The sequence below is a fragment of the Parachitinimonas caeni genome, from assembly GCF_030129945.1.
Classification (GTDB): Bacteria; Pseudomonadota; Gammaproteobacteria; order Burkholderiales; family Chitinimonadaceae; genus Parachitinimonas; species Parachitinimonas caeni.
The window spans coordinates 75,118-92,352 of the sequence record NZ_JARRAF010000009.1 but is presented as its reverse complement, the minus strand read 5'-3'; the positions used below and the strand labels follow the sequence as shown (position 1 = coordinate 92,352).

The 17,235-nt window shown below is 62.0% G+C and carries 2 protein-coding genes; both read left to right on the top strand.

What is annotated here, in order from left to right:
* The first annotated feature begins 92 nt into the window (after positions 1–92).
* A complete protein-coding gene (locus tag PZA18_RS09875) occupies positions 93–644 on the top strand; it encodes a hypothetical protein (protein WP_284100671.1) in 552 nt (183 codons plus the stop codon).
* 565 nt (positions 645–1,209) lie between these two features.
* A complete protein-coding gene (locus tag PZA18_RS09870) occupies positions 1,210–17,136 on the top strand; it encodes a polymorphic toxin-type HINT domain-containing protein (RefSeq protein ID WP_284100670.1) in 15,927 nt (5,308 codons plus the stop codon).
* Positions 17,137–17,235: the final 99 nt, after the last annotated feature.

The following is a 17,235-nucleotide window of genomic DNA, read 5'->3' as shown; positions in this document are numbered from 1 at the left end:
TTCGCTTAATTTGATAATACAATGTCATTGAACTTGCACCATCCGCCGAGCCAAGGCCCGGCACAATCCCCCCCAAAAACAAGGAAAAAGCGGTGAAACGAATTGTTCTGGCCAGCGCCCTGGCCCTCCTGCCCTGGCTGGCCCATGCCAGCGACCAATCCGACTGCAAGATTGCTGCCGGCACTTATCTGACCGGCAAAGTGACGGGCAAGCCGTATTTCCGGCCGGGCGGCTTTCTCAAGGGCATCCAGCTGTCGCATACCCATTTCAAGCTGAAGGCCGATCAGGATGGCAAGACCTACGATGTCTCGGTCGATAATGTGTTTGCCACGGGTTACAACGAAGCGGGTGAGTCGGTACCCATGCCACTGAAGACCATTGCCGTCGGGCAACGCCTGGCACTGTGCGGCGCGCCATTTCCCGGCGGCATTCACTGGGTACATCCCAACTGCGGCAAGAAGCCGTCGCCCAACCAGCCCAATGGCTGGATCAAGCTTGCAGACAGCCGCAACCGGGCCACGGGTGACAGTCTGACCAGCAATCTGGAGTACTGCCGCCTCTGGCGTGGCCGGCGTATGGTCATGCCTGGCGAATTTGACCAGCCCTTCATCCTTCCGGATGAGGAAGTCTCGCCCGAGTCCTGAAGTACCTCACCCCTCCCCCATCAAGCCGGCCAACGCCGGCTTGATGCTTTTCATGCCCCCCGCTCAATCGCCCGGACTTGCGGCGCCGCAACAAGTTATCCGTCTTATTTGGTCTTGATTGGCACATTACCGCAGAACTTTGTGTTCTCCTATTCAGAACAATTTTTGTTAATTTTTCACAATCAAAAAATAAATCAAATACAAATCTCGCTCACGCCTAAAATAGTTTTTCTTATTAAAATCAATTAATAAGTAAATTGTAAGCGGGTTTTATTTACTACAAAATGCCGTGATACCTATCCCGACTACCAACATACCAGTAGTTCAAATAATAAAAACCTTCAAGCAGACGCTAAACTATTTTTCAAATCTCTCGATACATTCCTATGAAAGGGCATGAAAACGCTTCATGCCTCACGCCGGGCTATCTGCCCGGAAAAACAAACAACAAGGCACCGTAGCCGACACGGGGCGCCGGGGATTCCCGCCGCGCCGGTCCGCGAGCCACCGCCTGTCCGTTCGGGCAAGGCGTGCGCAAGGTGCCCGCAATTTAAGGATCTACAAGATGGTTTCCATCGTGACGGGTAATGGTTTGGGCTTTTTGTCGGGTGCTTCGCTAGGGTTGGGAGGCGGACTGGACAAAGGGGAAGTCGGGCGAGGGGGTCAGCAACTGGCACTCAACGCCGTCAACGGCAATCTGCTGCTGCAGCGCCGCGATGAGTTGCTGACAGGGCGCGGGCCGGATCTCGGTCTGGTACGCACCTATAACAGCCAGGCCCGGTTTGATGGCGATAACGACGACAACTGGCGCCTGGGCATGTACCGGCAGATCAAGAGCTTTGTGCCCGGCCAGTCGGTGGTCAGGGTGGATGGCGATGGTCACGAATTCAGCTACAGCTATGTTGCCAGCCGCAATCTGTATGTCTGCACTGAAGGCAGCGGGCCGGATGACACCCTGGCCCTGTCGGGTAGCCGTTGGACATTCACAGATGGCGAAAGCGGCATCACCGAAGGCTACGACTGGGATGGCAGCAACGGCCGCCTCGTTGACAGCCAGGACCGGGACGGCAACAAGCTCAGCTATTTCTACAACGGCCGCCTGCTAAGTTCGGTTGTCTCGTCCAGCAACGAGACCATCCTGTTCGACTACGAAGGCAACAACCTCAAGCAGACCCGGCTGGTGTTCCGCGATATCAGCGGCCCCAATCCGGTGGACGTCACCCGCGTATCCACCCGCTACTACTACAACGCCCAGAGCCGACTGGAACGGGTGGTCACCGACCTGACACCGGAAGACGGCAGCATTGCCGACGGCAAGACCTATGAAACCCGTTACACCTACGCAGGGGACAGCGACCGGCTGGCTACTCTGCAGGATACGGATGGCACCTCGCTGTCCTTCGACTACATCGACCAAGGCGGCGAATGGCGGCTGAAGACCCTGACCGATGTCGCCATGAACCGTAGCACCAGCTTTGTCTACGATCTGGCCAACCGCAGCACCACCATCACCGACGCCCAGAACGGCAAGACGGTTATCAGCTACGACGCCAAGGGCCTCGTCACCAGCACCAGCATGACCGCCAGCGATGGCAGCACCGCCAGAGTGCAGTACCAACGCGACGCCAGCGGCAATGTGCTGGAGGTGCTGGATGCGCTCAACCAGAAAACCGTCTACGGCTACGATGCACAAGGCAACCAGGTCTGGCAGCGCGACGCCACCGGCCAGTGCCTGGCCCGCCGCTACGACGAACGCAATCTGCTGATCTCGGAAACCCGTTTCAGCAGCCTCGACCCGAACGCTACCGCCGCCACCCCACCAGCCGGCGCCCGCAGCAGCTATTTTGTCTATGACCAGAAAGGTCATCTGCGCTTTCAGATCAGCGCCGGCGGTCAGGTCAGCGAGTATCGCTACAACGCTCAGGGCCAGCGCGAAGCCGAGTTGATCTACACCCAGGCCAGCCACACGCCAGCCAGCGCACCGACCCACGACCAGATGGTCAGCTGGCTCACTGGCATCGATCGCAGCCAATGCCAGCGTACCGATTATCTGTATGACTTCCGGGGCAATGTCCGCAGCAAGACTCAGTACGCCCGCACCAATGCGGCAGGCGAAGGCATTGCCGATACTGACAGCGCCACCACGACCTACGTCTACGATCAGTCGGGTCGCCTGCTGTCTTCGCTCGACCCCCGAGCCGGCAGCACCAGCCTCAGCTATGACGGTCTGGGCCGCCTGCTGAGCACCACCAATGCCGCCCTCGGCAAAACCCTCACCGTCTACGACGACGCCAGGGCCGAAACCCGCATTACGGATCTGGCCGGGCTGACCACGGTGCACCAGTACAACAAGGCTGGTGAACTGATGGCTGTCATCGCTGGCGACTTGCCGGCCAGCCGCCTGCATTACGACAGTCTGGGTCGTCTGCGCGCCAGCGTCAGCGCCACGGGCACCCGCACCGCCTCGCTCTATGACACAGCGGGCAACAAGGTCGCCGACATCGACGCAACCGGCGCCATGACCGAATACCAATACGACCGCAACGACCGGCTGATCAAGACCACGCTTTACAGCTATCCCCTCAACGCCGACCAGCTGGGTCAGCTATTCGACGCCAACGGGCAACCGAAGCCGCTATTGCTGGCCAGCATCAAACCGGGTGAGCTGGTACGTCCCAGTGCATCGGTTGATGACCGCAGCAGCCTGGCCTTCTACGACGCCGCCGGCCGGCTCAGCAAAACCGTGGACGCGCTGGGTTACGTGACCGAAACCCGCTACGACGGCATGGGCCTTGTCAGTGGCAGCACCGCCTATGCCAAACCGGTTGACGTCAGCAAACTGGTTGCAGGCGCCGCACCTGGTACCGTCAAACCCCAGCCCGATGCTGAACGTGATCGCATTACACGCAACTTCTACGATGCCGACGGCCGTTTGCTGGCCAAACTGGACGCCGAAGGGTACTTGAGCGAGCAGGTGATCAACCCGGCGGGGCAGCTCGTACGTAGTGTGCGCTACAGCACCGCCACCGACGCCAGCAAACGTGCCACCGGCAGCCTGGCCGAGCTGCGCCCGGCCCGCACCGGGCAGGATCAGATCAGCGCCGTGCGGTACGACGGTCGCGGCCTGGTGGTGGCCGAAGTCAGTGCCGAAGGCTATCTGGTCGAACATCGCTACGACCGCAGCGGCAACCGTATCGGCAGCACGTCTTACGCCAAAGCACTGGGCAACGACGTCGCGCAGGCTTTCTATGGCAACCCGCAAGCGGCAGACATCGCAGCGCTACGCATCGCCGCGAGCGTGGCCGGTAAGGATCAGGTCATCAGCCTGCAATACGATGCGCTCAATCGCATCAAGACCGAAATCGGCGCAGACGGCAGCGTCAGCGAACATCAGTACGACACCGCCGGCAACCAGGTCCGGCTGACCCAGGCACTGGGTAGCAATGAAGAGCGCGTGCAACGCGCCCGTTTCGACCGCTACGGCCGACTGACCGGTGAACTCAGCGGTGAGGGAGCGGCCCTGCTGCGCGACAATATGAGTGCCAGCGAAGCCGAGGCCATCTGGCAGCAGTATGGCGTGCGCCACAACTATGACGCTTCAGGCCGGCGCGTCAGCACCACCGACGCCAGGGGCCAGACCCGCTATTTCTACTACGACTTCGCCGGCAGGCTCACCCATACCATCATTCCGGCTGGCGATCTGGCCAACCCGGAAGGCGAAATCAGCGAGATCCAGTACAACGCCTTTGGGCAGGCCCAAACCACCCTGCGCTACAGCCGCCGACTGCCGGCTGCCAGCTTCAAGACACTCAAGGGCGGGCTGCTCGACCGTAGCAGTACTGAAGGCAAGACCTTGCTGGCGGCGCTAGCCCGCATCGAGTGGGGCGCCACCGATGCCCGAGTCCGTCAGACCTATAACCAGCGTGGTGAACTGAGCGTGCGATATGACGAAGACGGCGTTGCCAGCCGCTTCCAATACAACGCCTTCGGTGAAATCAGCAGCAAGTTCCTGCCGCAATCTGCCGGCCGCACCCTGGAAGTTCGCTACGACTACGACCGGCGCGGTCTGCTGAAAAAGGAAAGCGCTCACCCCAACCCACTGCAACCCACGCTGAACCTGGTCAGCCAGAGGGTCTATGACGCTTTCGGCCGGGTCACCGATGTGCTCGACAGCCAGGGCCGGGTCAACCACAAGGAATACGACCGTCAGGGCCGCGTGGTCGCCAGCACCGACCCGCTGCAAGGCGTGCGCCGCAGCAGCTACGATGCTTTTGACCGGGTACTGACCGTCACCGACGCCACCAATCAGACCACCACCGTGGTCTATGACGACACGGCGCGCAGCATCACGACCACCACGCAGGAAGGCGTGGTCACCGTCACCACCCGCAACCGCCATGGGCAGACCTTGCAGGTCAAGGATGGTCGCGGCGGCGTCAGTACCTTCCTGTACGACAAGGCGGGCCGACTCAAGGAATCGACCGGTGCCGATGGCAACAAGACTGCCGACAACCGCTACGACAAAGCCGGCCTGCTCACCGAAACCCGCGATGCCAATGGCCTCGTCACCCGCTTCGACTACGACGCCGCCGGCCGTGTGCTGAGCAAGACCGTCGATCCGGCCGGCCTGAAGCTGGTCACCCGCTTTGAATTCGACGGCATGGGCCGCACGGTAAAGCAGACCGAGCCTGACGGCCGCGTCACCCGTACCGAGTTCGACCTCAAGGGGCAGGTAGCCGCGATCATCGTTGATCCGGACGGTGCCAAACTAAGCACCCGCTACAGCTACGACCCACAGGGCCGCCAGCTGACGGTCCGCAGCAATCACCCCGGTCAGCCGGCGCTGACCCGCTATGAATACGATATCCACGGCCGGCGCATCGCCGAAATCGTCGATCCGGACGGCGCCAAGCTCACCACCCGCTACCAGTACGACAAGCTGGGCAATGTCATCCAGAAAGACGTGGTACTGGATGCCAATACCCAGCAGCTGGCCAGCACCCGTTACGCCTATGACGAAAACAACCGGCTGGTGGCCACGCTGGATGCAACAGGTGCCCTGAGCACCCGCAGCTACGATGCAGAAGGCCGGCTGACCGCGACCCTGGCCTATGCCCTGGCCATTGATCTGGGCTCGCTGACACCAGCGGAGAATCCCGAGCGGGGTTACAGCCTGCAGGAGCTGCAGGCACTGACCACTACCACCGACGGCGACCGGCTTGAACAGCTGACTTACGACCGCGATGGTCACCTGCGGTTTGCCATCAATGGCGAAGGCACGGTGTCGGAGAACCGTTACGACGGCAACGGCAATGTGGTCATGCAGATCGTCCACGGCCAGACGCTGGCCTTGAGCGAGCGCACCGACCTCAGCACCAGCGCGCTGCTCAATCGCTTTGCCACGATAGACGCGGCCGACCGTGTGAGCCGCACGGCCTACGACGCGGCCAATCGCCCCACCCTGAGTCTGAATGCGCTCAACACCCTGACGATTGCCGATTACGACGCCACGGGCCGCTTGGTCAAAACCCGCCAGCTGGCCAAGGCAGTCACCCTTGGCAATGGCGAAGACATGGCATTGCTGACCAAGGAGCTGACGGGTCAGGCGGCTTGGTCCCGCATTGCGCTGGATGCCGCCCGCGACCGTGCCAGTTACACCGTCTACGACCTCGCCGGACGCCCCCGCTTTGCGGTGGATGGCGAAGGCTATGTCGTCGAAACCCGCTACGAACTGAATACCCGGCAGATCAGTACCATCCGGTACGCTACCCCGATCACCCTCAGTGCCGATCAGCAGGCCAATAGCTCTGCCCGCACGGAAGCCCTGATCGGCCAACTGGCCGGCGCGCTGCCAACCGGCGCACCCGCCACTGCCATCGTCAACAGCAGCCGCACCGATCTGGCCGGTCGCGTTATCGAAACCGTCGACGGCGAGAACGTCTTTACCCACTACGACTACGATCTGAAACGCCATGCCGTGCAGACCACGGTCGGCTACGGCCGTCCCGACGCCAGCCGTAGCGAGCAGGTTTACGACGATGCCGGTCGCCTGATCGAACAGACCCAAGGACTGGGCACCGCCGAAGCCACCACGGTGCGTCATCGCTATGACGGCGCGGGCAACCGTATTGCCACCATTGATCCGCGTGGCGTGGCACTGGCCAGCAGCGATAGCGACTGGGCGCGCGCCGAGCGGGCCCGCCTCGGTTTCGTTGATGGCGCCAGGCTCGACCAACTGCGCAGCGACTGGAACGGCTACTGGGCCAGCAGCAGTGCAGGCCAGGTCAGCCCCTACGCCGGCGGCCAGCTCACCCGCAATGCGGGTGACACCGCCACCTTCCGCGCGGCCGATGGCAGTGTGCTGCAAGTGCGACGTGACGCACTGTTCAGCGACATCGCCGCCCAGAGCACCGCCATCGCCAAGCTCTGGCGCGACAGCTACGGCTTCGACTACCGGGGCAATCTGGAAAACCGGGTACAGGACAGCAACGCCCCGGCCCGCAAGGCCGGCGTGCTGGCCAGCCAGCTGAGTGCTGCCGAGCGTGAAGCGCTGATGGCCCGTTACACCACCCGCTATCGCTACGACGCCGCCGGCCGTCAGGTGGAAGTACGCGATGCCGCCGGCGCCGCCAGCCAGACCGAGTACAACGCCTTCGGCAATGCCGTCAAAGCCACCGACCCGCGCGGCCAGAGTAGCTATTTCTATTTTGATCATGCCGGCAGGCAGATTGGCCAGATCACCACGGCCCGTGAGTACACCCAAACCGTTTACGATGCTTTCGGCAATGTCAGCCAGATCACCAGGTTCGGCAGCCCGGTAACGGGGGAACTGTCGGTCGATTACCTGCCAACCGTCACCGCCGGCAACCAGCCGGCCGCGCTGAATCTGGTCACGACCTTCGGCCGCGACAAGCTCAACCGTCAGACCAGCGTCAGCGATAACAGCGGCAAGTCGGAAAGCTATGAACTGGACGCTTTCGGCCAGAAAACCCTGCAGCGCGTGCGGGTAACGGTGGATGGCGCGCAAACCGGCGAATGGCGTTATGAATATGACCGACGCGGCAAGCTGATCCGGGAAACCCTGCCCATCACCTCGCCCGATACCGGTGGTCAGCCACAGGCCGTGGTCAACCGCTATGTCTACGATGCCAGCGGCAACCGGACCCAGGCGATCGAAGCGGACGGCCTGCCCGAGAAGCGCAGCACCATCCTCGTCTACGACAAGGCGGGGCGCCTGCTGGAGCAGCGCAACAATTCTGTGCGCAGCTACACCGTCGCCGGTGGCTGGCAGGATGTCACCCCGACCGAGCAGTTCCGCTACGACGCCCGTGGCAATCTGATCAGCAAAACCGATGCCGCCGGTGGCCGCACGCTCAGCTATTACGACGCCACCAACCAGAAATCCGCCGAGATCAGCGCCAGCGGCACCTACACCCAATGGCTGCGCGACCCGGCCGGCAACGCTGGCGTCGTCCGTGTCTATGACACCCCGCTCAGCCTGCCGACCAATGCAGGTGGCACGCCTCCCGCACCGGTCGATGCCGCCAAACGGCGCGAGACCGAAGTGTTCTTCGATGTCGCCAGCCGCATTACCAGCACCCTGGTTCGCAACGTCAATCTGGGCGAGTACAACAGTCAGCAGGACCGCTACGAGTACTATCTGGGCAATGTGCAGACCCGCAAGGTCTACGACCTTGCCGGCAATCTGGTGCGCGAAGAAGACGGGCGCGGCAACAGCGAATTCAGCTGGTATGACGAAGCCGGCCGCAAGCGGCTGATGCTGGACCGCGAAGGCTACGCCACCCGCTGGGACTACAGCGCCGGCAAGCTCATCGAAACCCGCTACGCCAAGCCCTATACCGGCAATGCCACCGAAACCACGCCATTGGCCACTGTACTGGCGCAGCTCGACGGCACGGCAGCGGACAACCGCGTTATCGAGCAGGAATTTGATATGGCCGGCCGGGTCACCGTCCGCCGCCTGCTGAATCTGCAATACGGTGAAGCCGGCAAGGCTGGCGATGGCAAATGGGATGGCAGCTACAGCCAGAAAGCCGGCTCGGCCGAAACCCGACTGGCCTACAACGCGCTGGGCAAAGTCATTCGCAGCACTGATGCCGATGGCCTCGTCACCACCTTCAGCTACGACGCCCTGGGCCGGGAAACCCGCCGCGAGGAAGGCAGCTTTACCGGCTTCGACAACGCCACCGTCAGCCGTCGCATCACCACCGACTATGACGGCCATGACCAGATCATCCGTCGCACCGAACTCGGTCGTAACGATGCCAGCAGCGACGATGACCGCATCACACGCTACGAGTACGACGCCGTGGGGCGTAACACGGCGGAAGTCAATGCCGCGAACGCCCGCACCGAATATGGCTACGACGCCGCCGGCCGCCGCACGCTGATGCAAACGAGCCGCAGCGATGCGGCAGGCGCCAAGCGTACCGAGTGGATCAAAACCGAATACGACGCGCTGGGTCGCGAAATCAAACGCAGCGAGAGCTGGCAGCTGGCGGGCGCGCTCTCGCCCCAGGCGGGTGACGTCCGCGAGATCCGCTACAACGCGCATGGCGAGATCACCGGCAAGCGCCTCAATGGTGGTAACGACAAGGCCGAGTGGCAGGAATACGCCGAGTTCGATGCGCTGGGACGTGCCTGGAAAACCAATAGCGGCAAGGGCGTCAGCAAAGCCTATGTGTTCGATGCCAACGGCAATGCCACACTGAGTATCGAATCGACCGGCGCCGATCTGCGCAATCTGACGCTCGACCAAGCCAAGAATCTGAGCGGCACAGCGGCCACCATTTCGGTGTTCGACCGTCGCAACCTGATCAGTGAGACCATTCAGCCCCGCTTTACGGCCGAAGAAGCACTGGCCCGCATCGACGCCGCCCGCCGCGACGTCAAGGCCGGCGAGCCTTACGCCCCCACCACACTGGAAGTCAACCGTACCTATGTGAGCGGCAGTGGCGGTGGCAGCGTCAGTAGTGTCGGCCATGTCCACACCAGCGCCATTACCACCGGCACCACACAGGCGGTCAGCATTGATGGCACGCTGGAATCGGTCACGACCGAACGGGGCGGTGGCTCGATTCCTTATTTCGCGGGCTATTACCGCTATCAAGGCCAGAGCATGACCGTCAGCCTGCCGGCGCTGGGCTGGTATGGCGAGGGCCAGTTCGAACTGGAATATCAGGACAGCCAGGGCTTGGTCACCACCACGGCCGGCAGTACCAACAGTCAGGCCACGCTCGCGCTCAACCGCGAGCTGAAAGGCGATTACACCTTGCGGCTGTTCCGCCGCATTGCCGGCTCGGGCCGCCTGCTGCTGGGCGAGCAGACCGCCAGCCACGCCAGTTTCGGCAGCTGGTCGGCCATCGGGTCCGCCCGCCCCAGCATCAGCAACTACAACCAGCGCGCGTCGCTGAGTCTGAAACCCTTGCAGCAGTTCCATCTGGCCGGCCAGCCGGATGCCACGACACGTCTGTCCTTCTCTTTCCGCACGGCAGGCAGCAATGCGGCCTTCACAGCTATCGATCTACCGCAGATGGTGGTCGAGGGCCGTGCCCAGCCCGGCTGGTTTGTCATTGACTGGAGTCAGGTCGCCGCTGGCGATTACGAATACAAGTATCAGGCTTTCAATAGCGCGGGCCAGGTCATCAACACCGGCGACGGTCAGGCCAGAATCGGCGGGGCCAGCAGCCGCATCGTCCAGTCAGGTGGCGCCGCCGCCCCGCAGGGCCCGACCAGCAAGCCGAATGTCGGTATCAGCCAGGCCGGCAGCGTGATGGCGGTGGCCCAGTCGGCCGGTGAGCAGATGGCCGGCAATATCAGTGCCACCAAGATCACCACCGTCACCAGCCAGATGAACGGCACGATCCCGTACACCACCACCACGGTGACTTACCAGATCGACAACGCCACCTTCAATCTGCCCAACCTGCCGTCCACCACCTCAGGCGGCTCGCCGGAGTACCAGATCGAGTTCGTCTGTGGCGATGTGCGCCGTCAGGGCCTCTCCTACAGTGGTCAGACCACCATCACCGTTGGCATCAACGCCCAGGTGTCGGGCAATGCCAGCTACAAGCTGTATAAGTACGTGGCGGGGGGGCGCATGCTGGTGGCCGAGGGCAGCGTGCAGCTGCCGGCCGGCAGCCGGCAGCAGGAAGTCGGCATGCGGGGCAATTCGGAAACGCGCGAAGGCTTCAATATCTGGGCCCCCACCAACAAGCAGTCGATTCCGCTGCAGTTCCATATCAAGGATCAGGACGCGCGCGTCAACGACGTCTACCTCTACTACCGCGAAGCCGGCAGCAACGGTGCTTACCGGCAGGCCAGTGTGCCGCGCTTCGGTTTTCAGGGCGTGGATGGCTGGGTGAACACCAGTGGCTGGTTTGCCCTCAATGGCAACCAGTTCGTCACCGGCCGCCAGTATGAATTCCAGTACTTCGCCTATGGCAATGAAGATGGCGTGCAGAAGATCCTCAACCGCGAGCGGGGCAGCTTCTTTGTCAGCGACAGCGGGCCACAGATCGAGCAATCGCCGCTGCCGCTGGGCGGCAATGGCGGCGCCCTGTTTGTCGGCAACACCTTGCATCTGTTTGATCAGGGCCGCACGCCGGGGAATCCGGTGGGTGCCCGCAGCAGCAGCCTGCTCTTCCGCCGGGTCGGCACGCAGAACTGGACCGCATCTGATCCAGCGCGCTTTGCCACCTCGGCTGGCGAAGTACCAGGCTGGTTCCAGTGGCCGGTAGATGGCCTGGAAGGCCCGTACGAGTTCGAATTCACGGCTTACGAGGGCTACAACAAGTCAGGACGGGTACTCAACCAGATTGGCGGCAAATTCACCGTTGCCGATCAGGCCAGCCGGGTGCTGGAGTACTACCCGATCACGGTGCAGCCCGCCACGGTGCGGATCAAGGGCCAGCCTGCCGAAGCCAGCGAAGTGCGCGTCGGCCACCGCCGCCCTGGCAGCAATGCGGCCTGGACCTGGACCACCGCCGCCAAGTCGGCCAGCGAGGCCGGCGTCTTTACCTGGGATGCCCGCAATCTGGTCACCGACCCGAAAGCCGATGTCGATTATGAATACGTGATCGAAGCCCGCACCGGCAGTGGCCAGGTTGTCAACCGCGCCAGCGGACTGGTCCGTCTGGGTGCCCACGGCGAGGCGCTGGGCGCCCCCGTTGCCGAGCGCAAGCCAACGATTCTGGAGTTCAGCCCCAGCGACCCGCGTGCCGTGCGCTTCGAGATGTACTACCGTGCCCGCAAGGACGATGCGCCACGCCAGACCGTCACCGACCAGACCAAGACCGATGGCTATCTGCATGCTACGTTCAACCGCGACAACAGCGGCGGCGGCAACCGCTTCTCGCTGGATGCCACCGCCCTGGTCCCCAAGAGTGGCAGCCAGGAATACGAGTTCTTCTACGATCTGTACGATGCAGCCGGCAATATCATCGCCCGCGTGCCAGGGTCGGTCACCCTGGGGCTGGATCGCCCCTCAGGCATGACCGAACTGAAGTGGGTCATCGACGGCGTGGGCAAACACGATGTCGCCATCCACCGCAAGCAGGCACACAACGCCTTTGGGGAGATCAGCAGCGAAACCGATGGCCTCGGCCGTACCACCGAGCTGGTCTACAACACGCTGGGCAAGCTGATCGAGAAACGCGCACCGGAAACCTCGGTCACCGGCGAGAACGGCTTTACCTACCGCATCCGGCCGACCACCCGCCAGCTGTACAGTCTGGGTGGGCGTCTGGTGCAGACCGTCGATGCCAACGGCAATGCCAACCGCTTCCGTTATCTGGCCGCTACCGATAGCCGCAGCGGTGAAGCCTTGCTGGCCGAAGAGCGCCACGCCGACGGCGGACGCAAACAATTCAGCTATGACGAATTTGGCCAGATCCGTCGTACCCGTAACGAGCTGGATCAGGTCACCAGCCAGACCTTCGACCGGATGGGCCGATTAACCGAAGTCGCCCGTCCTGAGCGCACCCTGCCTGATAATAGTCGCACCGTACCAACAGACCGTTTCGAGTACGACGAAGCTGGCAACCGCATCGCCTATACCGATGCCAACGGCTTCCGCAGCACCACCGACTATGACATTCAGGGCCGCGTCACCCGCACACTCACTGCCGAACAACGTGCAACGCAGTACAGCTACGTCTACGACAAGGGGGTGATGGGCGTGGGCGGCATTGCGGCAGGCGGTTACATCAAGACCACTACCGATGCCAATGGCCGCACCATGATCGACAAGACCGACTACTTCGGTCGTACCACCTGGCACAAGGATCTGGGCGGCAATACCTTCGAATACCGCTACAACACAGCCGGCTGGCTCAAGCAGCAGATTGGCAGCAATGGCCAGAACATCAGCTATGAGCATTACGCCAATGGCTATGTGAAGGAAATGCGCGACAGCGCCATCGACAGCCTGACCCAATACGGCTACGACGAGGAAGGCAACAAGACCTTCGAGGCTTACGGCAAGCTCTCGGGCGATGCCAGCAACCGCCAGTACTTCCAGGTATCGCGCATCCGCTACGACGAGCTGAACCGAGTCGCAGAAGTGACCGACCCGACCGCCAATATCCGCTACGAATACGACGCGGCCAGCAATGTGCGCCATGTGTGGGCCAGCTACCACGACGGCAAAAACGGCACCCTGCGCGTACAGGACTATTGGTATGCCTACGACCGGATGAACCGCTTCACCGTGACCATGGGCGAACTCTCGACCGGCGCCCGCGCCAGCCGCGCCGATGACGTCTCGGTGAAAATCGTCAATGGTCGTACCGGCGTTGAGATCGGCTACAACGTCGCCGGCCAGCGTATCAGTGCCAACTATGGCGCCCAGGCCACGATGGGGGCCGATGGCACGGCGGATCGCGCCCATCTGGAGGAGTACAGCTATTCCACCGATGGCTTCCTGGAAGATGTGAAGATCGACGGCAAACTGCGCGCCCGTCGCGTCAACGATGCTGCGGGCCGTGTTGCCAAGTACTTCAGCTACAACCCGGATGGCACCATCCTGCAGAACCGCGTCACCACCTACGACAAGGACAACCACGTCAAGACGCAGATCGAGGCGATCACCCGCAAGAAGAGCGACGGCGGACTGACCACCGACGAATCGACCACGGTCTACGACTACCTGGCCGACGGCACGCTCGACAAGACCACCCAAACCGGCAAAACCGACGGCAAGAGCAACGACACCACGACCACCACCCGCTACAGCTACCAGTGGTTCGATGCAGCCAAGCAGTCCGAAATCAAGGTATCGGCCCGCAACACCAATCTGCCGGACACCTGGGCACCGGGCTTCTCGCGCTTTGAATACGACGTCAACGGCCACACCAAGGCGGTTTACGACGAAGAAGGCAAGCGGGCGCTGCGTTACTTCAACAACTCGCAGGGCATCATCCTGCGGCGTGACGAGCTCGATAAAGACACCATCCACCGCTATCGCCAGTATTACTACCTCGATGGCAAGCGGATCGGCGATGTCTCGAACGACGGCCCCTCGCGTGACGACTATGCCCAGACCCTGAGCCGACTGGCGCAGACCCCGCGCAGCAAGGACGAGGAATACCGCAACTGGACGCCCGTCTCGTCGGCCGACTTCGACCAGAACTACGAACCCATCAGCCCGGAATACCCCGGTGCAGCGGCCGGCAGCTACACCGCCCACGATGGTGACACCCTGCAGTCGATCGCACTGGCTGTCTGGGGCGACTCGGCCCTGTGGACCCTGCTCGCCGACGCCAACGGCCTGAAGGGCAGCGAGCCCCTGCGCGCCGGCCAGACCCTGGTCCTGCCCAACAAGGTCACCAACCTGCACCACAACGCCAGCACCTTCAAACCGTACAACCCCGGTGAGGCGCTGGGTAATACCGATCCGACCCTGCCGGCACCGCCACCGCCACCTTCACCGAAGGAAGCCTGTGGCGGGCTGGGCCAGATCATCATGATTGTCGTCGCCGTCATCGTCACCATCTACACGGCCGGCGCTGCCTCGGCCCTGATGGCGGGCGGATCAATTGGTGGCTTCGGCGCCACCATGGCCGCTGGCGCCGCCGCCATGAGTAGCGCCACCCTGGCCGGCGCCGGTGCCGCCATGATCGGCGCGGCGGTTGGCTCGGCGGTCAGCCAGGGCGTTGGCATTGCCATCGGCGCCCAGGACAAATTCAGCTGGAAACAGGTCGGCACCTCCGCCCTGGCCGCTGGCATCAGCGCCGGCGTCGGTGGTGCGCTCAAGGGTGCTGAATTCCTCAAGCCGCTTGGCGCCACCTGGAGCCGCATCGCTGCCGGCGCCATCCAGGGCGCCACCGGATCGCTGGTTGGTCAGCTCAGCCAGGGGCGCTTCAACTGGCGTGGCATTGCCGCGGGTGCAGCCGGCGGTGCCGCCTCGGCCGGGGTCGGCCAGGCGCTGCAAGGCACCGACGTTGGCAACCTGCTCGGCAAATACGGCATTTCAGCGGTACAGGGGCTGGTGGGCGGTGCGACCAATCAGCTGGTCGCGCAGCGCGGCTTCAATGGCCGCCAGCTGTTCGGCAACACCGTGAGTCAGGTCGGTGCCACCTATATCGGGGACAACACCGGCGAGGGTGCCTTGTTTGGCGAAGAAGGCGGCTGGACCCACATGGCCGCCCATGCCGCCCTCGGTGCCACCAGCGCCCGCATCCAGCGGCAAGATGGCTGGGCCGGCGCCCTTGGCGGGGCCACCGCCTCGTATCTGGATTCAGTGGGTAAACGCTGGCTTGGTGAAGCCCTGCCCGATTCGGACAACCCGGCCGGCCTCGTCGATGCCTTCCGCAGCCTGATGCCCGAAGTCAGCCGCCTCGGTGGCGCCATCGCTGCCAAGGTCTTCGATCGCGACGTCATGGTCGCCAGCAATGCCGCCGTCAACACCACCCAGTTCAACGGGCTCAGCGACAATCTGTTTGGCAAAAACGTCCGTGGCTTCATTGCCGAGAAGCTGGGCTTGGCCAAGCAGAACGCCAGCCAGATTGCCGACTGGGTTTCCGACCAGCTCAACGAACGAGGCGGCATCGCGCCTGCGCTCGCCAACGGCCTGGCCAGAGATGTCGGCTTCTATAGCGGCATCGCCGGCAAAGGCATCGAGATGGTCGATGGCCTGGTTCAGCTGGTCGAGCTGAAGAACATGGCAGAAAACGCCCTGCTCTACGCCGCACTCGACGCTTCGGGCATGAACAACTCGTTCGCCGAGTGGGGCAAATCGCAGCTGCGCGACGACTACATGGCGATGCAAAACCTGTCCGCCCAGGCCACCGCCTACGCCAAACGCTTTGCCGACAACCCATGGCAAGAGGCCAAGGCGCTGGGATCGGAATTGTTGGTCGGCTCACTGGTAAAAGGCTTCGCCGAATACCAGGAAGCCAGCAGCAAATACGAAGCCCGCAGCCGTGGCGGCCAAGCCGCCATCAAGGAGGCCTTCGCCGAAGGTTATGCGGCGGGCGGCCTGGCCGTAGATGTCGCCCTCACACTAATCGCTGTTGGCAAGGCCGCGAAGACGATTGCGACGGTAGGAAGGCAGGCCGGCAAGCTGGCGGGAGAGTTGGCTGCGAAGTTGGAAACCCGAGCACCCAGCAAAACTCCCACACCAACCGGGCCAACTGCCGCAGAGGCCGTGGGTGAGAAGCAAACCCCTTCATCCACAAAAGGCTGCTTCGTTGCTGGCACACCGGTCTGGACGCGTGAGGGGCTAAAAGCGATTGAAGCCATCCAGATCGGTGACTATGTCCTCTCACAGCCCGAACTGACTGGCGAACGCGCCTATCGACGCGTCAACGATGTCTTCACTTTCGAAGAGAAATCGATCTTCCTGGTAAGTTACATCGATGCGTTTGGCAATTCCGAATCGATAGAAGCAACGCCTAATCACCCCTTCTTTGTGCATGGCACAGGATGGACAGGCGCCGAGTATCTGGAGGCTGGCGACGTCGTTGAATTACACGATGGTAGCCTGGCAGTCATTGCCGAAATTCGCGACACCGGTAGGTTTGATCAGGTCTACAACTTCGAAGTGGATGGGTTTCACACTTACTATGTCGGCCAACTAGGGGTCTGGGTACATAACACCAATTGCTTCCCCAAAGAAGTCAAAAGCGCACTAGAGGCGATCAAGGCAGGCAATGGCAAACCTCGAACTTACACTGCCGCTGAAGCTGCGGAAGTGAGACAAAAATACCCTGAACTCAAACACATAAAAGAAGGTGACCAAAAGCTGTATGAGGGTAGAGATCCACGCCAAGGTACTTTTTATGCGTCAGATGGCAGCATCCGATCTGTTGAATGGGATTTAGGAAATGGGAAACGAGTTGTTGAAAAACGCTCATACTATGCGGATGGATCACCGAAGCGGGTTGAGTATTACTATTCGCTCAAAGAGCACTATGTCGATCTGAAACCAGCCCCAAAGGAATTCAATATTTTCTACCCCAAAGGGCGTTGATTTAACAACATGACCTTCAGCAGTTGCCACTTTCTTTTCGATGAGCAGGCGGCACTGCTGACTGGCATTGTGGTCTATCGATGTACCTCAATCCATTTC